The organism is Streptomyces sp. NPDC007945 (assembly GCF_042958885.1).
Classification (GTDB): domain Bacteria; phylum Actinomycetota; class Actinomycetes; order Streptomycetales; family Streptomycetaceae; genus Streptomyces.
In genome coordinates, this window is sequence record NZ_JBIBJV010000003.1 from 115,190 (window position 1) to 134,939 (window position 19,750).

Consider the following 19,750-nt stretch of genomic DNA (forward strand, 5'->3'; position numbering starts at 1 on the left):
GCCTGACGGGCCCCCACGTCCACCGGGCCTGCCGGGTCCCCGGATCCCCCGGGCCCACCGGGCCCACCGGGCCTGCCGGGTCTGCCGGGTCTGCCGGGTCTGCCGGGTCGACCGAGGGTCTCCCTCCGTCTCCCCCCCCGTCCGCCCCCGCCCGCCGCCGCCGCCGTCCTATCTGCGGCGGCGGGCCGTCCCGAAGAGCGAGCGGCTGATCTCCCGGCCCAGCTGGGTTCCGACCGAGCGCGCGAGGGACCTGAACATCCCGCTGCCGACGACCTGTTCGACGAGCGAGGGCTCCTCTTCGGGGGCCCTCGCCCGTGTCGTCCCGGCCGCTCCCGTCTTCGCGGCCTCCGCCTCCGCCTTCGCGGCCTCCGCGCGGGCCGCCTCCGCCGTGCGCGCCGCCTCGTCCGCCGCCAGGCGCTCGTACGCCGACTCCCGGTCCACCGCCTGCGCGTACCGCCCGTACAGCGGCGAGCCCTTCACCGCCGCGTCGAGCGCCGCCGGGTCGACCGGTCCCATCAGCGACTCCGGCGCCCGCAGCCGGGTCACCGCCACCGGGGTCGGCGCGCCCCGCTCGCTCAGTACGGTGACCACCGCCTCGCCCGTGCCCAGCGAGGTCAGCACCTCCTCCAGGTCGTACGCCGACTCCGGGAAGGTCCGCACCGTCGCCTTCAGGGCCTTGGCGTCGTCCGGCGTGAAGGCCCGCAGGGCGTGCTGCACCCGGTTGCCGAGCTGGGCGAGGACGTCCGCCGGCACGTCCTTCGGGGTCTGGGTCACGAAGAAGACGCCGACGCCCTTGGAACGGATCAGCCGGACCGTCTGCGTGATCGACTCCAGGAAGGCCTTCGACGCCCCCGTGAAGAGGAGGTGGGCCTCGTCGAAGAAGAACACCAGCTTCGGCTTCTCCAGGTCCCCGACCTCCGGCAGGTCGTGGAAGAGGTCCGCGAGCAGCCACATCAGGAAGGTCGAGAAGAGCTGCGGCCGCTGCTGCACGGCCGGCAGCTCCAGGACCGAGACGATCCCCCGCCCGTCGTCCGCGGTCCGCAGGAGCTCCGACGTGTCGAACTCCGGCTCCCCGAAGAAGTCGCCCGCGCCCTGCTGCTCGAAGGTGGTCAGGGCGCGCAGGATCACCCCGGCGGTCGTCGTCGACAGCCCGCCGATCCCCTTCAGCTCGGGCTTGCCGACGTCCGAGACGAGGAAGGCGACCACCGCGCGCAGGTCCTTGAGGTCCACCAGCTCCAGGCCCTTGGCGTCGGCGTAGTGGAAGATCAGGCCGAGGGACTGCTCCTGGGTGCGGTTCAGCTGGAGCACCTTGGAGAGCAGCACGGGGCCGAAGCTGGTGACCGTGGCCCGGAGCGGGACGCCGGGGCCGAGGCCGCCGAGGCCGTAGAACGCGCAGGGGAAGCCGGTGGGCGTCCACTCCTGGCCGACCTGCGCGGCCCGCTCGCGCACCTTCGGGCCGTCCTCGCCGGGGGCGCTGACGCCGGAGACGTCGCCCTTGACGTCGGCGAGGAAGACCGGGACGCCCTGCGCGGAGAGCTGCTCGGCGATCAGCTGGAGGGTCTTGGTCTTGCCGGTGCCGGTGGCGCCGGCGACGAGACCGTGCCGGTTGAGGACGGGCAGCGGGATCCGTACGGGAGCCTCCGGGTGGCAGGCGCCGTCCCACAGCACGGCGCCCAGGTCGAGCGCGGGCCCCTCGAAGGCGTACCCGGCGGCGATCTCCGCCACCGGCCCGGGAGGCGCCGCCGGCTGCTCCGGCGCTGCCCGCTCCGGCGTGGACCGTTCGGATCCCTGCTGCTCCGCCTCGCCCATGCGGCACCCCAATGTCGCTTATGTGGTGGTCTGTGACAGCATCCCACCGGTCCCTCGTGGCTGCGCCGGGGACCGCTCGCCCGGTAGGCTTTCCGTGTGATCTTCAAGCGCATCGGAAACGGCCGGCCGTATCCCGACCACGGCCGGGAAAGCACCCGGCAGTGGGCGGACGTCGCCCCGCGCCCGGTCCGCCTCGACCAGCTCGTCACCACCAAGGGCCAGCTGGACCTGGAGACCCTGCTCGCGGAGGACTCCACCTTCTACGGCGACCTCTTCGCGCACGTCGTGAAGTGGCAGGGCGACCTGTACCTCGAGGACGGACTGCACCGCGCCGTCCGCGCGGCCCTCCAGCAGCGCCAGGTGCTCCACGCGCGCGTGCTCGAACTGGACTGACGTCACCGCCGTCAGGGCCCCCGCGCTGATCCTTTCGGGGGCAGTTCGCGCCCATCCGGACGCGATCACATGATCATCAAGTAGGCATCCCGCACGGGCGGCATTACGCTGCGCCCATGAGCATGCTCACTCCCCCCGGCATGGGCGGAAAGTACCGCATCACGGGGGATGTCTACCCGCGCATGCGCCGACCCCACCGGCGGCGCAGGATCGTTCTGGCCTCGGCCGCAGCGGTGGTCGTGCTCGGCGCGGCCGGCTGGGGCACGCTCCAGCTCGTCGACGTCTTCTCCGGCGGTGACGACACGCGGAAGACGACCGCCGGCAGGCAGGCCGACTGCAAGCCCGCGCCCGCCCCGAGCGCCTCGGCCGCGGCCAAGCCGCCGAAGCCCGCGCAGGTCACGGTGAACGTCTACAACGCGACCCCGCGCAAGGGGCTCGCCAAGGCGACCGCCGACGAGCTGAAGAAGCGCGGCTTCGCCATCGGCAAGATCGGGAACGCGCCCGCCGCCTACGACAAGAAGGTCCCCGGCGCGGGAGTGCTGCTCGGCGCCCCGACCGCCACCAAGGGCGCCTTCGCCGTCCTCGGCACCCAGCTCGCCGGCGCCACGACGAAGGTCGACGCCCGCACCACGGCGGACGTCGACCTGATCATCGGTACGGCCTTCAAGAACCTGTCGCCCAAGGCGACGGCGGACGCGGCGCTGGTGGCCCTCAACAAGCCCAAGCCCGCGCCGACCCGCTGCTGACCCCTTCCGGGACCTACTCGGCGGTGCCGTACATGCGGTCGCCGGCGTCGCCGAGGCCCGGGACGATGTAGCCGGCCTCGTTGAGCCGCTCGTCGACCGAGGCCGTCACGACCGTCACCGGCGTGCCGGCGAGCTCGCGCTCCATGACCTCGACGCCCTCCGGGGCGGCGAGCAGCACCACGGCCGTCACGTCGTCCGCGCCGCGCCGGATCAGCTCCTTGATCGCCGCGACCAGCGTGCCGCCGGTCGCCAGCATCGGGTCGAGCACGTACACCTGGCGGCCCGAGAGGTCCTCCGGCATCCGGGTGGCGTAGGTCGACGCCTCCAGCGTCTCCTCGTTGCGGATCATGCCCAGGAAGCCGACCTCGGCCGTCGGGAGCAGCCGCACCATGCCGTCGAGCATGCCGAGCCCGGCGCGCAGGATCGGAACGACCAGGGGACGCGGGTACGACAGCTTCACGCCGGCCGTCCGCGTGACGGGGGTCTCGATGTCGACCTGCTCGGTCCGCACGTCCCTGGTCGCCTCGTAGGCGAGCAGCGTGACCAGCTCGTCGGCGAGCCGGCGGAAGGTCGGGGAGTCCGTGCGCTTGTCGCGCAGGGTGGTGAGCTTGTGGGCGACCAGCGGGTGATCGACGACGTGGAGACGCATGACCCCACAGTAGCCCGCCACGCACCGGCCCCCGCCCACGACCGGCACCGGCGTCCCTCCCCGCTCGGCGCTCCCGTCGTCCGCTCGCACCCACCACTGGCATGCACCCGCGCCGCTGGGGCAGGGTGGGGGCACAGGGACCCAGTGATGGGGTGGTGTGGCCGATGCCCGACCCGAAGAACACATCCGGCCAGGTCCGGGGCGGAACGGAGCCCCGGGCGCCGGAGACAGAGCCGGAGACCGACGCGGAGCGCCGCAGGCGCCGCGCCCAGTTCCTTCGCGAGCTCGGCGAGGCGAAGGCGCTGCGCGACCGGGTCCAGCCCCGGCGCGCCCGGGCCGCGCGGATGAGACAGGCCATGCGCATGCGCACCTTCCGTTGGTGAGCCCCTGGCCACGGACGATGCGCCCCCTCCGTGCGCCGGGGTCGTACGCCCACCCGAACGCGGTGTGGTTCAGACTGATGCACGACGCAAGAGCCGAAGACCTCTCCTGAGGCCGCCGTTTCTGTCACGATGCCGATTGGGCGGGGCTCAGGAGCGCGCCGCCGGATCATCACACCTCTGATCAGTGGGAGAGTCAGGTGTACTTCGCCGCACTGCTCGCGCGCACCGAAGACGGGTGGGAAGCGAGCGATACGGAGCTCGACGACGTGGAGACGCTGGCGGACCTGGCCGATCTGGCCCGTGAGGCGGCGGCCGACGAAGGGGAGACCGTCCTCGTCTTCATCGAGCAGGAGGACGCGTGGTTCGGCGTCGTCCGCGTCGACGGAGAGGACGACCCCCGGGTCTACGTCTCCCACGCGGCGGCCGCGGCCCGCTCCTCGTACGGGGAGATCCTCACCTCGGAACTGCTCGGCGACGACGACCCGGACAGCGAGCTGGACGAACTCGACAAGCTCGCGGACCTGGACGGCACGGAGGACGGCGAGCCCGAGCCCGCCACCGAAGGGGACGAGGAGGAGGCCTCCGTCGGCAGCGCCCGTATCGCGCCGGCCGGCCCGCTCGGCGACGGCCGGATCCTCTCCGACCTCGGCATGTCCGAGCGGACCCTGCTCGGACTGACCGACGACGCCCTCGGGGAGATCGCCGACGCCATCGGCGCCTCCGACATCCTGGAGGCCGTGCGCTAGTGCCGACCGCTGTACCCGGCCCCGTGCCGGACTCCTGGCGGGACGCCATGCGCCTCGCCCTCGCGGAGGCCGACGCGGCCGTGCCGGCCGGTGACGTACCGGTCGGCGCGGTCGTGCTCTCCCCGTCCGGCCAGGTCCTCTCGCGCGGCCACAACGAGCGGGAGGCGACCGGCGATCCGACCGCGCACGCCGAGCTCCTGGCGCTGCGCCGGGCCGCCGCCGCGACCGGCGAGTGGCGGCTGACCGGCTGCACCCTCGTGGTGACCCTGGAGCCCTGCGTGATGTGCGCGGGCGCGCTCGTCCAGTCCCGCGTCGAACGGGTCGTCTACGGCGCCGACGACGAGAAGGCGGGTGCCGCCGGCTCCCTCTGGGACCTCGTCCGCGACCGCCGCCTCAACCACCGCCCCGAGGTGGTCCGGGGAGTGCTCGGCGAGGAGTGCGCGGCGATGCTGACCTCCTTCTTCCGAGCCCGCTGACCTGGGCGGGGATACGGATTTCTTGGCTGGGCGACTTTGGGCTAAGCTCTCTCTCGGTAGCGTGTCCGAGCGGCCGAAGGAGCTCGCCTCGAAAGCGAGTGTGGGGAAACTCACCGAGGGTTCAAATCCCTCCGCTACCGCCAGAACGAAGGGCCCGACGCGAAAGCGACGGGCCCTTCGGCGTTCCCCGGGACGGTCCGGAGACACGATCCGGAGACACGGGCGGGATCAGTCCGGAGGCACGGCCGGGACGAGTCCGAGGGCACGGTCCGAGGACGGACCAGGGCCACGGTCGAGGAGGCACGGCGAAGGGCCCTGGCGGTGTGCCAGGGCCCTTCGCGTGCCGTCCTCGTCCCGCCCCTGAGGTAGGGACGGGGGGAGCGGCATCGGGGGGACAAGCCGCTCCCCCCGACGAGAACCGGTCCGGCAAGCCCTGCGCCGCGGTCGGGGGGGAAGCTCGCGGCGCGGACCCCGCAGTGCGGGCCGGTTCCTCGGGCCCCGCGGATTCCTGCCAGATCCGCCGGGCCCGCTCTCCATCCTGCTCCGCGTACCCCCGTCCGGGGGACGGCGAAAGACCCTCGACGCAGGGCCCTTGGTCCATAAAGGCTCGGTTAGAGTGGCCACCGCCCAGGCGGGGTCACGGTACGGGGAGGGGAGGGGCCGATGTCCCAGGCGAGGAAAGTCGCGGTCTACGCGTTCGGGGTCTTCGTGCTGTACGCGATCATCACCGCCCCCGACCGCTCCGCCGAGCTGGTCCAGATAGGCTTCGAGGGCCTTTCCAGCGCCGCCAAGGGTGTCGGAGAGTTCATGACCGAACTCATCAACTAGGAGCCCTCCGTGATCCGCCATCTGGTCCTCTTCAAGCTCGACGAGGGCGTCGAGCGGGACGACCCGCGTGTCGTCGCCGGCGTCGAGGCCTTCCGCGCGCTCGGCGGCCAGGTTCCCGAGCTGCGCTTCTGGGAGTGCGACTGGAACGTGTCGGAGCGGCCGATCGCCTACGACTTCGCGATCAACTCGGCGGTGGAGGACCTGGAGGCGCTCCAGCGGTACCTCGACCACCCGGCGCACCAGGCGGGCGTCGCGCTCTGGCGCGAGTTCTCCACCTGGGTGATCGCCGACTACCCGTTCGAGGGCTGATCCAGGGCCGTTCGGCCCCCTTCCCCTTCGAGACCCCCCGCCGTCCGGGCGGGGGGTCTCGCGCGTTTCCCTCCAGCATGCCTCTGGCCTCCGCTTTTTGCTTCACCATGCCTTCAACACGTGGTTATGCGGTGCTTGCACACAGTGGACATGTCTTGTGATGCTATGACCGCTTTTGACGGATGAGTTGACCGCAGTTGGAAGACCAGTCGACCAGCTGCACCAGCCAAAGGGGTGGCGTGAACGTGCCGGCCAGTACAGCACCTCAGGTCCCGCCCCAGCACGAGGGGGGCGAAGCCCCGGAGACCCCCCGGCCCCGGGACCGGAGCAGCCGCGGCGCCGACACCCGGGCCCTCACCCAGGTGCTCTTCGGGCAGCTCAAGAACCTGCGGCCGGGCACCCCCGAGCACGACCGGGTGCGCGGGGCGCTCATCGAGGCCAACCTGCCGCTCGTGCGGTACGCGGCGGCCCGCTTCCGCTCGCGCAACGAACCGATGGAGGACGTCGTCCAGGTCGGCACCATCGGCCTGATCAACGCGATCGACCGCTTCGACCCGGACCGGGGCGTGCAGTTCCCGACCTTCGCCATGCCGACCGTGGTCGGCGAGATCAAGCGGTACTTCCGCGACAACGTCCGCACCGTGCACGTGCCGCGCCGGCTGCACGAGCTGTGGGTGCAGGTGAACGGGGCCACGGAGGACCTCACGACCGCGCACGGCCGCTCCCCCACCACCGCCGAGATCGCCGAGCGGCTGCGGATCGGCGAGGACGAGGTGCTCGCCTGCATCGAGGCCGGACGGTCGTACCACGCCACCTCCCTGGAGGCGGCGCAGGAGGGCGACGGGCTGCCCGGGCTGCTCGACCGGCTCGGTTACGAGGACCCCGCGCTCGCCGGCGTCGAGCACCGCGATCTGGTCCGGCACCTGCTCGTCCAGCTGCCCGAGCGGGAGCAGCGGATCCTGATGCTGCGCTACTACAGCAATCTGACGCAGTCCCAGATCAGCCAGGAGCTCGGGGTCTCGCAGATGCACGTGTCAAGGCTCCTCGCCCGCAGCTTCGCCCGGTTGAGATCCGCAAACAGAATCGAGGCGTGACCGGAACGGGTAGACCGGTTCGGAGCAGTCTCCGGGCGCCCCAATTGCCGCACACCCCTTGTTTCCTGCGGATATGCGCCCTCGCCTTGTCGACAAGTCACTACAGCGTGTTGCCGACATGTGACATTCTGCTGGGGACGCGTTTGCCGCAGCCCCACGGCCGGTATTGAGGTGGAAGCTGCGTTCCTCCGATGGTCGCGGCCCCACCGCGACCGTCCGCGACCTCAAGGGGGTGGCATGTCCGCAGAACAGGGCAGCTCGAAGGTGCTCACGCTCACGCCCGTTCCGGTCCTCGTGTCCGAGCCGATTCCCATGCAGAAGACGGTGGCGACCGCGGCCGAGAGCGAAGCGCTCCTCCCCCCGGCGCCGACCGTCGCCCCCGAAGCCCTCGACACCCGCACCCTCTCCCGCTCCCTGTTCCTGCGGCTGCGCGCCCTCGACGCCGTCGGCGCCGCGGCCGACAGCCCGGAGCGCACCTACGTCCGCGACACCCTCATCGAGCTGAACCTGCCGCTCGTGCGGTACGCGGCGGCCCGCTTCCGCTCGCGCAACGAGCCGATGGAGGACATCGTCCAGGTCGGCACGATCGGCCTGATCAAGGCGATCGACCGCTTCGACTGCGAACGGGGCGTGGAGTTCCCGACGTTCGCCATGCCGACGGTCGTCGGCGAGATCAAGCGCTTCTTCCGCGACACCTCGTGGTCGGTGCGCGTCCCGCGCCGGCTCCAGGAGCTGCGGCTCGCGCTCACCAAGGCCGGCGACGAGCTCGCGCAGAAGCTGGACCGCTCGCCGACCGTGCCCGAACTGGCCGCCGTGCTCGGGGTGTCGGAGGAGGACGTCGTCGACGGCCTCGCGGTGGGCAACGCGTACACGGCCTCCTCACTCGACTCCCCCTCCCCGGAGGACGACGGCGGCGAGGGCTCCCTCGCGGACCGCCTCGGCTACGAGGACGCGGCCCTGGAGGGCGTCGAGTACCGCGAGTCGCTGAAGCCGCTGCTCGCCAAACTCCCGCCCCGGGAGCGGCAGATCATCATGCTCCGCTTCTTCGCGAACATGACCCAGTCCCAGATCGGCGAAGAGGTCGGCATCTCGCAGATGCACGTCTCGCGGCTGCTCACCCGCACGCTCGCGCAGCTCCGCGAGGGCCTCATCTCCGACTGACTTCCGCAAACGGGCCCTTCGTTGACGTGACGTCAGCCACACTGGGCCCATGAGGCGCAGGAAGCAGCCGGTACTCGTGGCGGTGGCGCTCTGCCTCGGCGGAGCGCTCACCGCGTGCGGAGGCGGAGGAGACGGCGAGGGTTTCACGGCGGTCGGCGCCGGCCCCGCGCCCGGCGGCGCGGTCGCCCCCTCGGGCGCGGTCACCCTGGTCCCGCTGGACAGCCCCACGGCGAGCGGCACCACCTCCAGCACCTCGTCCCCGCCCCCGGCCCCGCACGCACCGCCGGACGGGCCGGGTTCCTCCCCGTCACCGTCGCTCGGCACGGGTTCCGGTACGGGGACGGACACAGGCGCGGGCTCCTCCGGGGCCGGTTCCGCGTCCGGGTCCGCTTCCGGAGGGCGTACGGAACCGGGGGCGCCGCCCGGCGGCTCCACCGGCGCGCGCCCGTCCGGTGGAGGCTCCTCGTCCGGCGGCGGGACACCGGCCCCGCCGCGTACCCCCGCGCCCCCTCCCGGCACCGCCGCGCCGACCGGCTCACCCTCCCCCACCACGGCCACGCCCCGGCCCGCCACGCCGACACCGGCGCCCGGGCCCGCCGTGCTCACGGTCTCCGCGCCGGTCACCGCCGACGGCGAGCGGCGCTGGTGCGAGCGGGTCACGGTGACCTTCCGGAACACCGGCGGCTCCCCCGCGGCCTCCGGCACCGTCCGCTTCGCCACCCATGTCATCGGCGCGCTCGGCATCGACTGGGGGACGGTCGTCACCAGCCAGCCGCTGCCCGCCCCGATCGTCGCCGGAGCGGCCCGGAAGCAGACGTACACGGTCTGCCTGGAGCCCTGGCAGGTGCCGCTCGGCATGCGCGTCGAGACCCGCGAGGTGACCGCTACCTGGCGGTGAGCCCGTACCGGACCCCGGTCAGCTCCTCGGAGAGGTCCCAGAGGCGGCGGCCGGTCTCCGGGTCGGCCGCGGTGGCCGAGGGCTTCACCCGGGCCGGGGCGCCGCGCAGCTCCCCGAGGCCGCCCGGGCCGATGAAGTCGCCGCCGGCCGCCTCCGGGGCGGTGGCCGCGTAGAGCTGGGGAAGGGCTCCGCGATCGGGCCGCTGGGCCACGAGCGGGTTGCCGATCCGGCCGTAGAAGAAGCGCGCGAGGCCGGTGACGTCGCGGGTCTGGAGGCCGGTGGCGGTGTAGCCGGGGTGGGCGAGGACGCTGCGCACCCCGCTTCCGGCGGCGGTGAGCCGCCGGTGCAGCTCCTGGCCGAAGACCGCGTTGGCGAGCTTGGACCGGTTGTAGAAGGCCATCGGGGCGTAGCCGCGCTCGCCGGTGAGCGCGGCGGGGTCGTCGAGGGGGAGCCTGCCCTGGCGGTGCACCAGCGAGCTGACGGTGACGACCCGGCCGTCGGCCGGCAGCCGGTCGAGGAGGAGGCCGGTGAGGGCGAAGTGGCCGAGGTGGTTGGCGGCGAACTGGAGCTCGTGGCCCTGGGCGCTGAGCGTACGGGCCGGGCCCATCACGCCGGCGTTGTTGAGGAGCACGTCCAGGCGCGGATGCTCGGCGCGCAGGCCCTCGGCGAAGGCGCGCACCGAGTCGAGGTCGGCGAGGTCGATCCGGCGGACGGTGAGGAGCGCGGGGTCGACGCCCTCCGCGGCGAGCGCGGCGACCGCCCGGCGGCCCTTCTCCTCGTCCCGGACGGCGAGGACGACCCGGCCGCCCCGCCGCGCGAGGGCGCGGGTGGTCGCGAGGCCGAGGCCGCCGGTGGCCCCGGTGACGACATGGACCCGCCCGGTGAGGTCGGGGATGGCGTCGGCGGTCCACTGCGGGGTGCGCGTACGAGTCATGCGGCACACACTGCCGCTCGTGTCACTCGGTGTCAACTATGCCCTTGGCTGTCATGGGCGACACCGCGTTAGCATCATCGGGTGAGCACCGCACCCGGCCGCCTCGACGCGACCCCCGCGCCCCCCGCCTCCAGCCTCGCCCAGCGCAAGCGGCAGCTCGTCTCCACCGAGCTGACCGAGACCGCGCTCCAGCTCTTCGCGCACCGGGGGTTCGAGGCCGTCACGGTCGACGAGATCGCGACCGCCGCGGGCGTCTCCAAGCGGACCTTCTTCCGGTACTTCGCGTCCAAGGAGGACGTCGTCGTCCAGTTCCTGGCGGGGATGGGCGCCGAGATGAGGGCGGAGCTGGCGGGCCGGCCCGTCGGCGAGCCGAACTCGGTGGCGCTGCTGCGCGCCGTCTCCGTGCCGCTGGCCGCCTGCGGGGACCACGCCGAGCGCACCCTGCCCGTGGTACGGCTGATCCTGCGGACCCCGGCGCTGCTCGCCCGGTTCCTGGAGCACGAGGCCCGGTGGCGCGAGGAGCTGGCCGGGGAGCTGGCCGTCCGGCTCGGGCTCGACCCGGAGGAGTCGCTCTATCCGCGGCTCGCCGCCGGAATGGCCCTCGCCGCCTTCGACACGGTGCTGCGCCGCTGGAGCGAGGACGCCCGCCCCGCCGGTCCGACCGCCCTGATCGCGGACGCCTTCGCGCTGCTGACCCCGGCCCTGGACGCCCCGGGCCCGAACGCCCCGGCCTGAGCCCCCGCACCGCGACGCGGAGGGGCCCGCTCCGTGCGGCTCGGGCCCCTCCGGGTGGTGACGGATGCGGAAGCGTCAGAAGGCGGCGAGCCAGACGACGGCCGCGACGACCACGATCGCCGCGATCACGCCGGCGATGACGCCGAGGCGCGGGCCACCGGACGCGGCCGCGGCCTGCTGCGGCTGGTGCTGCGGGGTGCCCTCGTCGACGAAGGCGCGGAACATCTGGGTGCTGCCGGCGGGGTCGTAGCCCTCGGGGCCCTGGGCGCCCTGGCCGTACGGTGCTTGCGGGTTGTGTGCCATGGGCCAGGACCCTAGCGAAAGCCGGGTGAGGGGCCCAAGCCGTGGCGGTCGGCCACCGCCACACCCGCACCACACCCGCGCCACGCCTCCCCTTTGCCGATTCTTTAGCACCGTTTGACCGATTTAGTTTGCCTGGAGCAACCATCCATCTCTATGGTTGCCCTAAGCAACAAGTTGGAAGGAGCGCGGACGCGTGGAGCCGAGCAGCAGCCGCTACGAGGACCTCGCCCGTGCCATCAGCGCGATCGGCGCCGTGAAGCGCGGCGTCGCCCGCGTCCTGCCCGGCGACTGCCAGGGCGGCGCCGCCGCCGTCCTCGCCATGCTCAAGCACCACGGGGACATGCGGACCAGCCGGCTGGCCGAGCTGATGGCCGTGGACATGTCGGTCTGCAGCCGCCACGTCGCGCACACCGTCGAGCGCGGCTGGGTCGAACGGCTGCCCGACCCCGACGACGGGCGCTCCCGCATCCTGCGGCTGAGCCCCGAGGGCCTCGCGATGCTCACCGAGCTCGACCGCCGGGTGACCGAAGCCTTCACCCGCTACCTCGCCGAGTGGTCCGACGACGACGTCGCCCTGCTCACCACCCTGCTCGCCCGACTCCGCGACTCCTTCGGGGACTGCCGGGCCACCCACGCCTGACCACGCCGACCGCGCGTGAGCCTGCCCGACCACCCCTGACCACGCTCGCAACCAGAGGAATCCCACTTCATGGCTACGACCACACCCGACACCGGTGTGCGGGGCGCCCCGGCCGAAACCGGAGAGCCCGGCGCTCCGATGACGCACCGTCAGATCATGGAGGCGCTCTCCGGGCTGCTGCTCGGCATGTTCGTCGCCATCCTCTCCTCGACGATCGTCTCCAACGCCCTCCCGCAGATCATCACCGACCTGGAGGGCGGCCAGTCCGCCTACACCTGGGTCGTCACCGCGACCCTGCTGTCGATGACCGCCACCACCCCGCTCTGGGGCAAGCTGGCCGACCTCTTCTCCAAGAAGCTGCTCATCCAGATAGCCCTGACCATCTACGTCGCGGGCTCGATCGTCGCGGGTCTCTCCCAGTCCACCGGCATGCTGATCGCCTGCCGCGTGATCCAGGGCATCGGCGTCGGCGGTCTCACCGCCCTCTCCCAGGTCATCCTCGCCGCGATGATCTCCCCCCGTGAGCGCGGCCGCTACAGCGGCTACCTCGGCGCGGTCTTCGCCGTCGCCACCGTCGGCGGCCCGCTGCTCGGCGGCGTCATCACCGACACCGAGTGGCTCGGCTGGCGCTGGTGCTTCTACGTCGGCGTGCCGTTCGCGCTGCTCGCCCTGATCGTCCTCCAGAAGACCCTCAAGCTTCCCGTGGTGAAGCGCCAGGTCAAGGTCGACTGGGCCGGCGCCTTCTTCATCAGCGCCGCCGTCTCCCTGCTCCTGGTCTGGGTCACCTTCGCCGGCGACAAGTACGACTGGATGTCGTGGCAGACCGCGGCCATGGTCGGCGGATCGGTGCTGCTGGGCGCGCTCTTCGTGCTCGTGGAGGCCAAGGCCTCCGAGCCGATCATCCCGCTGCGGCTCTTCCGCAACCGGACCATCACGCTGGCCTCGCTGGCCTCGCTCTTCGTCGGCGTCGCGATGTTCGCCGGCACGGTCTTCTTCAGCCAGTACTTCCAGCTGGCCCGCAACGAGTCGCCGACCATGTCCGGCGTCCTCACCATCCCGATGATCGCCGGCCTCTTCGTCTCCTCGACGGCCTCCGGCCTGATCATCACCAGGACCGGCCGCTGGAAGGCCTGGCTGATCAGCGGCGGCGCGCTCGCCTCCGCGGGCCTCGGCCTCCTCGGCACCCTGCGGTACGACACCCCGTACTGGCACATCGCGCTCTTCATGGCCGTGCTCGGCCTGGGCATCGGCATGATGATGCAGAACCTGGTGCTCTGCACGCAGAACCAGGTCGCCCCCGCCGACCTCGGCGCCGCCTCCTCCGTCGTCACCTTCTTCCGCTCCCTCGGCGGCGCGATCGGCGTCTCGGCGCTCGGCGCGGTCATGGCCCACCGGGTCACGGACTACGTGAAGGAGGGCATCGCGGAGCTCGGCCCGAAGGCCGCGGCGTCGATGGGCCAGGGCGGCCCCGGCGGTGCCATCCCCGACATGGACGCGCTGCCCGCCCCGATCCGCACCGTCTTCGAGAGCGCGTACGGCCACGGTGTCGGCGACGTCTTCCTCTACGCGGCGCCGTTCGCGCTGCTCGCCTTCCTGGTGACGCTCTTCATCAAGGAGGTCGCGCTGAAGAGCAGCACGGTCGCGCCCGACGAGGAGTGACAGACTCCCGGCCGCGCTTCGAGCGGAGGCGCGGCCGGGTCGGTACGGAGCGGCGGGCAGGGGACGGCCCGCCGCTCCGTCATGCGCGGGGGGCTGCCCCGGCCTCGGGAGCCTCCCCGGCTCCTCCGGCCTCGGGAGCCTCCCCGGCCTCGCGGGCCACCATCGCCTCGATGCCGGCCACCAGGATGTCCAGGGCGAAGGAGAAGTCCCGGTCCCAGATGGCCGAGACGGAGCCGTGCGAGGCCCGCTCGTCGAGGAGCTCCGTCATCGGCTCCAGCCTCTCCATGAAGGCGGGATCCTGCCGGAAGGCCTTCATCGACTCCCCGTAGAAGGAGTCCGCGTCCATCCCGGCCTCGACGGCCCGCCGTCCGAACTGCGACTCGATCGTCCCGTAGCCGTACACGAACTGGAAGACCGCGGACATCGCGCTGGGCTGCCGGCCGATCGGCAGCCCCGTGGCGCCGATCGCCTCCTGGATCTTCGCCCCGACGGCGATCGCGTTCGGCCCGATGTTCAGGTACTGGCCCGCGCACGGCGACATCCACGGGTGGCGGACCAGCATCCGGCGGTACTCCAGGGCGAGCGTCGAGAGCCGTTCCCGCCAGTCCCGGCCGGCCTCGACCGCGGCCAGGTCGATCTCGCCGTACACGGTGTCCAGCGCGTACTCGATGATGTCGTCCTTGGTGTCCACGTACCAGTACAGGGACATCGCGGTGACGCCCAGTTCGGCCGCGAGCCGGCGCATCGACAGCTTGGCGAGCCCGTCCTCGTCGAGCATCCGGATCGAGGCGGCCACGATCCGGTCCCGGTCGAGCCCGGCCGGACCGCCGCCGGTGCGGGCCGGCCGCCGCTCCAGCCAGACGCTGGAGCCCGCCGGGTTCTTGTCCCGGTCCGCAGCCTTGACCATCCGGTTCCTCCGTCCGTGGGCGCTGGTGACCATGCTAGGCAGCGGCGACGGTCCCGGTCGCCGCGGCCTGCTCCGTCCGCTCCGCGCGCCTGAGCAGGAGGGCGGCGAGCAGACCGCCGAGGAGGACGGCGACCGCGCCGACCAGCTGGCTGGTCTGGAGCCCGGAGGCGAAGGCGTCGGAGATCCGCGCCCGCTCGGCCTCGTCGCCGGCCGCCGCGAGGGCCGCGGGGAGCGAGGTGGCGGTGACGGTGACGAGGGCGGCGAAGCGGGCGTTGAGGACGGCGCCGAGGACGGCGACGCCGAGGCCGTTGCCGAACTCGGCGAGGGTGCCGTTGACGCCCGCGCCCACACCGGCCTTCTCCGGCGGGATCGCGCTCATGATGGCGTTGGCCATGGCCGGGTTGGAGACCGCGAGGCCGACGCCCATGAGGACCAGGCCGAGCAGCATGCCCCAGTAGGTGCCCCCGGTGCCGCCGCCGACCAGGGCGATCGACGCGAGACCGGCGGCGACCAGCGTCATGCCGACCGTGACGGTGAGCGGGGTGCCGAGCTTCATCACGATCCGCGGGCCGATGCCGCTGAGGTTGAGGACGACCACGGTCAGCGCGAGCGGCGCCATCCGCAGACCGGCCTCCAGCGGCTCGTACCCGAGCACGAACTGGAGGTGCTGGGTGAGCAGGAACATCGAGCCGCCCATCCCGAACATCACCAGGATCGCGCCGGCGACCGCGCCCACGAACTTCTGGTTGCGGAAGAAGTGCATGTCGAGCATCGGATACGGGGTCCGCAGCTCCCACAGCGCGAAGGCGGCGAGCACGAGGACGCCGATCGCGGCGGGGACCAGCACCTCGGTGGAGGTCCAGCCGTGCTCGGGACCGGTGATGATCGCGTACACGGCGGCGGTCATGCCGACGGTGGAGAGCAGCGCCCCCATCAGGTCGGGGCGCTCCCCCTGCGGGTTCTTCGACTCGGGCACCAGCTTGAGGACGGCGACCAGGCCGATCACGGCCACCGGGATGTTGATCAGGAAGATCATCCCCCACCAGTAGTGGTCGAGGATCACTCCGCCGATCAGCGGTCCCGCGGCGAAGCCGAGCGAGCTGACGGTGGCCCAGAGCGCGATCGCCTTCACGCGCTCGGAGTCGTCGAAGATCTGCATGACGACGGCGAGCGTGGTGGTCATCAGGAGCGCGCCGCCGACGCCCATGCCCGCGCGGGCGGCGATCAGCTGTCCGGTGGAGTCGGCGAGGCCGGCGGCGAGCGAGCCGAGGCCGAAGAGCGCGAGGCCGACGGCGAGCAGCTTCTTGCGGCCGTAGCGGTCGGCGGCGTTGCCCGCGGTCAGGAGCAGACCGGACTGGACGAGCGAGTACGCGTTGATCATCCACTGGATGTCGCTGGTGGAGGCGTGCAGCTCGGTGGTCAGCGAGGGGATGGCGACGCTGAGGACGGTGTTGTCGAGGAGCACGGTGAGCTGGGCGAGACAGATGACGCCGAGGATCAGCCAGCGCTGGGGGTGGCCGCCTGGCGCCGTGGGCTTGGCCGTGGCCGTGGCCGACATGGAAACTCCTTATACGGTGTACGAGGACGAGGCTCGTACACCGTATAAGAAATCCTCGTACGCTGTATAGCGGTTTTATCTCGGGGCGGTCAGGTCGTAGAAGGTGGCGTCGCCGACGGTGGTGGCGGTGAAGGTCTCCTGGACCCAGGAGCTGATCTCCGAACCGCCGCCCATGCCGCCTTCCATGCCGCCGCCCGGGCCGCCTCCGCCGCCGATGAAGTAGTGGATCCGGCCTTCGGCGACGTACTGCTGGAACCGGGCGAGGGTGGGGGACGGGTCGCTGCCGTTGAAGCCGCCGATCGCCATGACCGGCTTCTCGGTGGCGAGCTGGTAGCCGGCCGCGTTCTGCGCGCCGACGGTCGCCGCGACCCAGGTGTACGCGTCGGCGTCCTGGAGCAGCTTCGCCCTGGCCTCCGCACCGACGGCGGTGCCGTTGAGGAGTCCGCCCATGCCGCCGCCCATGCTTCCGCCCATGCCACTGCCTCTGCCGCTGCCCCTGCGTTCGCCGAAGCCGGGGAATCGGCCCGCGGGCGGTTGCGTCTGAGGACCGGTCGGGGCTTGGCCGTTCGGGGCTTGGCCGTTGGGGGTTTGACCGTTCGGGAAGCCGGGGGGCGGCTGCGGGCCGCCGTCGCGGCCGCCGAAGCCGGCGCCCGACGGGCCCGCCGTGACGATGGAGCCCTGATGGCCGGTGGAGAGCGTCTCCAGGGTGTACGCGAAGGGGCCCGCGAGGCCCGCCGCCAGGCCGAGGCCCGCCGCGGCGAGACCCAGGCGCCGGTCGACCCGGCCCGCGGCGAGCAGGCCGAGCGCGGCCACCGCGCCCGCCACGAGCACGGTCGGGCGCAGCCACGGCAGATGGTCCGGGGTACGGCCCAGCAGGGTCCAGGCCCACCAGGCCGTCACGCCGGCCGCGGCCGCGAGTGTCGCCGAGGCGAGGAGCCGACTCCGCTCCTCCCACAGCACCGCCACGCCCATGCCGACGAGCGCGGCGAGGTACGGGGCCAGGGCCACGGTGTAGTACTCGTGGAAGATGCCGGCCATGAAGCTGAACACGCCGAGCGTCATCAGCAGCGAGCCGCCCCACACCAGGAACGCGGCCCGCGCCGTGTCCGTGCGCGGCGCCCGCCGGGTGACGACGAGTCCGGCGACGAGCAGCAGCAGCGCGGCCGGGAGCAGCCAGGAGATCTGGCCGCCGATCGAGTCGTTGAACATCCGCAGCAGCCCGGTCTCACCCCAGCGGCCGCCCTGTCCGCCACCGGGCCCGCCTCCGCCGCCGACGCTGCCGACCTCGTCGCCGTTGATCCGGCCGAGGCCGTTGTAGCCGAAGGTCAGCTCCAGGAAGCTGTTGTTCTGCGAGCCGCCCACGTACGGGCGCGAGGCCGCCGGCCAGAGTTCGACGAGCGCCACCCACCAGCCGCCGGAGACGATCAGCGCGAGTCCGGCGACGCCCAGCCCGCCGAACCGCCTCAGCGGCCGTGCGGGCCCGCACACCGCGTACACGAGCGCGAGCGGCGGCAGGATCAGGAAGGCCTGGAGGGTCTTCGTCAGGAAGGCGAAACCGAACGCGACCCCGGCCGCGGCCAGCCACTTAGTGGAGCCCTCGGCCCCCTCCAGGGCGCGCAGCACCGCGTACACGGCCACGGTCATGAGGAGGGCGAGCAGGGCGTCCGGGTTGTTGAAGCGGAACATCAGCGCGGCGACCGGGGTGAGCGCGAGCACCGTGCCCGCGATCAGGCCGGCGCCCGCGCCGAAGCGGCGGCGGACGGCCGCGTACAGCACGGCGACCGTGCCCGCGCCCATCAGGACCTCGGGCAGCAGGATCTGCCAGGAACCGAGGCCGAAGAGGCGGACGGAGAGCGCCATCGGCCAGAGCGCGGCCGGCGGCTTGTCGACGGTGATGGCGTTCGCGGCGTCGAGCGAGCCGAAGAAGAACGCCTTCCAGCTCTCGCCGCCGGCCTGGACGGCCGCGGAGTAGAAGGAGTTGGCGTAGCCGGAGGCCGACAGGTTCCACACGTAGAGCGCGGTGGTGACGGCGAGCAGGCCGAGGAAGGCCGGGCGGACCCACGGGGCGTCGTCGGGACGTCCGCGCCACAGCCGACCGATCCGGCTGCTCCGGTTGATCCGTTCAAGCCGGCTGGGGGTTCCGGACCCGGCGTGCGTGGTCGTGGCCGCGGACGAGCCGCCTGCCGGGACCACGGGTGGGACCGCGGGCGGGGGCGGTGTGGTCATCGGGGGTCCCCCGTGGGGTGTCGGCGGTCCGGGAAGACCCAGAGCCGGTAGAGCAGGAAGCGGAGCACGGTCGCGGCGAGGTTGGCGACGACGAGGACGGCGAGTTCGGTGGAGTGCGCCGGGTCGCCGGTGGCCGCGCCGAGCGCGGCGAGGGAGCCGCTGGTCAGGGCGAGGCCGATGGCGAAGACGACGAGCCCCTGCGCCTGGTGGCGGACGGCCCGGTCGCGGCCCCGGACGCCGAAGGTGAGCCGGCGGTTGGCGGCCGTGTTGGCGACGGCGGAGAGGAGGAGGGCGGCGGCGTTGGCGAGCTGGGCGCCGGTGCCCAGGCGGAGGAGGGAGTAGAGCGCCAGGTAGAGGAGGGTGGAGACCACGCCGACCACGCAGAAGCCGACGAGCTGGCGGGCGAGTCCGCCGGGCACCCCGGAGAGTTCGCGGTCGCGCGGGTCGTCGCCGAAGGGCCGGGCGAGCCGGTCCAGCGGCAGCGAACCGGTCGCGAGCGCCCGTCCGATCCGCCAGACGCCCTTCAGGTCGTCGGTGGCGGTCCGCACGATGTGCACGGTCGAGTCGGGGTCGTCGACCCAGTCGACGGGCACCTCGTGGATCCGCAGCCCGGCCCGCTCGGCGAGGACGAGCATCTCGGTGTCGAAGAACCAGCCGGTGTCCTCGACCATCGGCAGCAGCCGTTCGGCGACGTCGCGGCGGATCGCCTTGAAGCCGCACTGCGCGTCGGAGAAGCGGGCGGCGAGCGAGCCGCGCAGGATCAGGTTGTAGGCGCGGGAGACGAACTCCCGCTTGGGCCCGCGCACCACCCGCGAGGAGCGGGTGAGCCGGGAGCCGATGGCCAGGTCGGAGTGGCCGGAGATGAGCGGCGCGACCAGCGGGAGGAGCGCGTTGAGGTCGGTGGAGAGGTCCACGTCCATGTAGGCGAGGACGGGGGCGTCGGAGGCCGACCACACGGTCCGCAGCGCCCGGCCGCGGCCCTTCTCCTCGAGCCGTACGGACCGCACCTCGGGCACCTCGGCCGCGAGGGCGGCGGCGAGGGCGGGCGTGGCGTCGGTGGAGGCGTTGTCGGCGACGGTGACGCGGAAGCCGTACGGGAAGGTGCGCGTGAGGTGCGCGTGGAGCCGGCGGACGCACGGCTCCAGGTCCTTCTCCTCGTTGTGGACGGGGATCACCACGTCCAGAACGGGCCGGCCCGCGTCGCTCGCCGGCAGGTGCTGCCGGGCGGGAAGGGCGCCGGGGGCCTGCGTCGCGGGCCCCGCGAGGGTGTGGGTTCGCATGCCCACGACCCTCGCC

General features: G+C 72.8%; 21 protein-coding genes and 1 tRNA gene. 14 read left to right on the plus strand and 8 right to left on the minus strand.

Annotated features, from left to right (window positions below; genetic code table 11):
• Positions 1-168: 168 nt before the first annotated feature.
• The gene (locus tag ACFZCF_RS11260) at positions 169-1,809 is read right to left on the minus strand and encodes a helicase HerA-like domain-containing protein (RefSeq protein WP_391286154.1); all 1,641 of its coding nucleotides are present in this window, start codon (positions 1,807-1,809) and stop codon (positions 169-171) included.
• 96 nt (positions 1,810-1,905) lie between these two features.
• On the opposite strand from ACFZCF_RS11260, the gene ACFZCF_RS11265 reads away from it, so the two are divergent.
• Together ACFZCF_RS11265 and ACFZCF_RS11270 are read left to right on the plus strand one after the other, a co-directional pair.
• Positions 1,906-2,202: a type II toxin-antitoxin system VapB family antitoxin gene (locus ACFZCF_RS11265; RefSeq protein ID WP_003999914.1), complete on the plus strand. Its 297-nt coding sequence runs from the start codon at positions 1,906-1,908 to the stop codon at positions 2,200-2,202.
• A gap of 116 nt (positions 2,203-2,318) precedes the next feature.
• Positions 2,319-2,948, plus strand: coding sequence for a LytR C-terminal domain-containing protein (locus tag ACFZCF_RS11270; protein ID WP_391286155.1), 630 nt, complete (start codon positions 2,319-2,321; stop codon positions 2,946-2,948).
• 13 nt (positions 2,949-2,961) lie between these two features.
• Here the strand turns inward: ACFZCF_RS11270 and upp are convergent, their stop codons facing one another.
• Positions 2,962-3,597, minus strand: coding sequence for a uracil phosphoribosyltransferase (gene upp / locus ACFZCF_RS11275; protein ID WP_388442112.1), 636 nt, complete (start codon positions 3,595-3,597; stop codon positions 2,962-2,964).
• A 164-nt stretch (positions 3,598-3,761) separates the two neighbouring features.
• Here upp and ACFZCF_RS11280 point away from each other — a divergent pair, with 164 nt between their 5' ends.
• The 9 genes from ACFZCF_RS11280 (at position 3,762) to ACFZCF_RS11320 (ending at position 9,492) form a co-directional block, all read left to right on the plus strand.
• The gene (locus tag ACFZCF_RS11280; RefSeq protein WP_388442115.1) at positions 3,762-3,980 is read left to right on the plus strand and encodes a hypothetical protein; all 219 of its coding nucleotides are present in this window, start codon (positions 3,762-3,764) and stop codon (positions 3,978-3,980) included.
• Positions 3,981-4,177: 197 nt separating this feature from the next.
• Positions 4,178-4,726, plus strand: coding sequence for a hypothetical protein (locus ACFZCF_RS11285; RefSeq protein ID WP_388442118.1), 549 nt, complete (start codon positions 4,178-4,180; stop codon positions 4,724-4,726).
• Positions 4,726-5,202 (plus strand): tRNA adenosine(34) deaminase TadA, encoded by a 477-nt coding sequence (gene tadA / locus ACFZCF_RS11290; RefSeq protein WP_391286158.1) that lies wholly within the window; start codon positions 4,726-4,728, stop codon positions 5,200-5,202. The genes ACFZCF_RS11285 and tadA overlap by 1 nt, the downstream gene beginning before the upstream one ends.
• 55 nt (positions 5,203-5,257) lie before the next feature.
• Positions 5,258-5,345: transfer RNA gene (locus ACFZCF_RS11295), tRNA-Ser, on the plus strand.
• 520 nt (positions 5,346-5,865) lie between these two features.
• The gene (locus ACFZCF_RS11300; RefSeq protein WP_360604463.1) at positions 5,866-6,030 is read left to right on the plus strand and encodes a hypothetical protein; all 165 of its coding nucleotides are present in this window, start codon (positions 5,866-5,868) and stop codon (positions 6,028-6,030) included.
• Between the two features lie 9 nt (positions 6,031-6,039).
• Positions 6,040-6,339 (plus strand): Dabb family protein, encoded by a 300-nt coding sequence (locus ACFZCF_RS11305; RefSeq protein WP_189949203.1) that lies wholly within the window; start codon positions 6,040-6,042, stop codon positions 6,337-6,339.
• A gap of 245 nt (positions 6,340-6,584) precedes the next feature.
• The gene (locus tag ACFZCF_RS11310) at positions 6,585-7,433 is read left to right on the plus strand and encodes an RNA polymerase sigma factor SigF (RefSeq protein WP_388442125.1); all 849 of its coding nucleotides are present in this window, start codon (positions 6,585-6,587) and stop codon (positions 7,431-7,433) included.
• Positions 7,434-7,670: 237 nt separating this feature from the next.
• Positions 7,671-8,594, plus strand: coding sequence for an RNA polymerase sigma factor SigF (locus ACFZCF_RS11315; protein ID WP_388442128.1), 924 nt, complete (start codon positions 7,671-7,673; stop codon positions 8,592-8,594).
• 49 nt (positions 8,595-8,643) lie between these two features.
• Positions 8,644-9,492 carry a hypothetical protein gene (locus tag ACFZCF_RS11320; RefSeq protein WP_391286162.1) on the plus strand — a complete coding sequence of 283 codons (849 nt, stop codon included), beginning with the start codon at positions 8,644-8,646 and terminating at the stop codon, positions 9,490-9,492.
• On the opposite strand, the gene ACFZCF_RS11325 is transcribed toward ACFZCF_RS11320, so the two are convergent.
• Positions 9,479-10,426 (minus strand): oxidoreductase, encoded by a 948-nt coding sequence (locus ACFZCF_RS11325; protein ID WP_391286164.1) that lies wholly within the window; start codon positions 10,424-10,426, stop codon positions 9,479-9,481. The genes ACFZCF_RS11320 and ACFZCF_RS11325 overlap by 14 nt on opposite strands.
• A gap of 81 nt (positions 10,427-10,507) precedes the next feature.
• Here ACFZCF_RS11325 and ACFZCF_RS11330 point away from each other — a divergent pair, with 81 nt between their 5' ends.
• Positions 10,508-11,161, plus strand: a complete 654-nt coding sequence (locus tag ACFZCF_RS11330) for a TetR family transcriptional regulator (protein WP_391286166.1) — start codon at positions 10,508-10,510, stop codon at positions 11,159-11,161.
• A gap of 75 nt (positions 11,162-11,236) precedes the next feature.
• Here the strand turns inward: ACFZCF_RS11330 and ACFZCF_RS11335 are convergent, their stop codons facing one another.
• Complete coding sequence (locus ACFZCF_RS11335) at positions 11,237-11,464, minus strand: hypothetical protein (RefSeq protein ID WP_388442140.1); 228 nt, start codon at positions 11,462-11,464, stop codon at positions 11,237-11,239.
• 193 nt (positions 11,465-11,657) lie between these two features.
• Between ACFZCF_RS11335 and ACFZCF_RS11340 the strand changes: the two genes are divergently transcribed.
• Together ACFZCF_RS11340 and ACFZCF_RS11345 are read left to right on the plus strand one after the other, a co-directional pair.
• Positions 11,658-12,104, plus strand: a complete 447-nt coding sequence (locus ACFZCF_RS11340) for a MarR family transcriptional regulator (protein WP_391286169.1) — start codon at positions 11,658-11,660, stop codon at positions 12,102-12,104.
• 69 nt (positions 12,105-12,173) lie between these two features.
• Positions 12,174-13,763, plus strand: a complete 1,590-nt coding sequence (locus ACFZCF_RS11345) for an MFS transporter (RefSeq protein WP_391286171.1) — start codon at positions 12,174-12,176, stop codon at positions 13,761-13,763.
• 79 nt (positions 13,764-13,842) lie between these two features.
• Here the strand turns inward: ACFZCF_RS11345 and ACFZCF_RS11350 are convergent, their stop codons facing one another.
• From ACFZCF_RS11350 to ACFZCF_RS11365, 4 genes are all read right to left on the minus strand, one after another.
• Entirely contained in the window at positions 13,843-14,670 is an 828-nt protein-coding gene (locus ACFZCF_RS11350; RefSeq protein WP_391286173.1) for a TetR/AcrR family transcriptional regulator C-terminal domain-containing protein, read from the minus strand.
• A 34-nt stretch (positions 14,671-14,704) separates the two neighbouring features.
• Positions 14,705-16,228 carry an MFS transporter gene (locus ACFZCF_RS11355; RefSeq protein WP_388442152.1) on the minus strand — a complete coding sequence of 508 codons (1,524 nt, stop codon included), beginning with the start codon at positions 16,226-16,228 and terminating at the stop codon, positions 14,705-14,707.
• A gap of 75 nt (positions 16,229-16,303) precedes the next feature.
• Positions 16,304-18,454 (minus strand): glycosyltransferase family 39 protein, encoded by a 2,151-nt coding sequence (locus ACFZCF_RS11360; RefSeq protein WP_391286176.1) that lies wholly within the window; start codon positions 18,452-18,454, stop codon positions 16,304-16,306.
• Positions 18,451-19,734 (minus strand): glycosyltransferase, encoded by a 1,284-nt coding sequence (locus ACFZCF_RS11365; RefSeq protein WP_388442157.1) that lies wholly within the window; start codon positions 19,732-19,734, stop codon positions 18,451-18,453. Before ACFZCF_RS11365 ends, ACFZCF_RS11360 begins: the two co-directional genes overlap by 4 nt.
• Between the last annotated feature and the right edge of the window lie 16 nt (positions 19,735-19,750).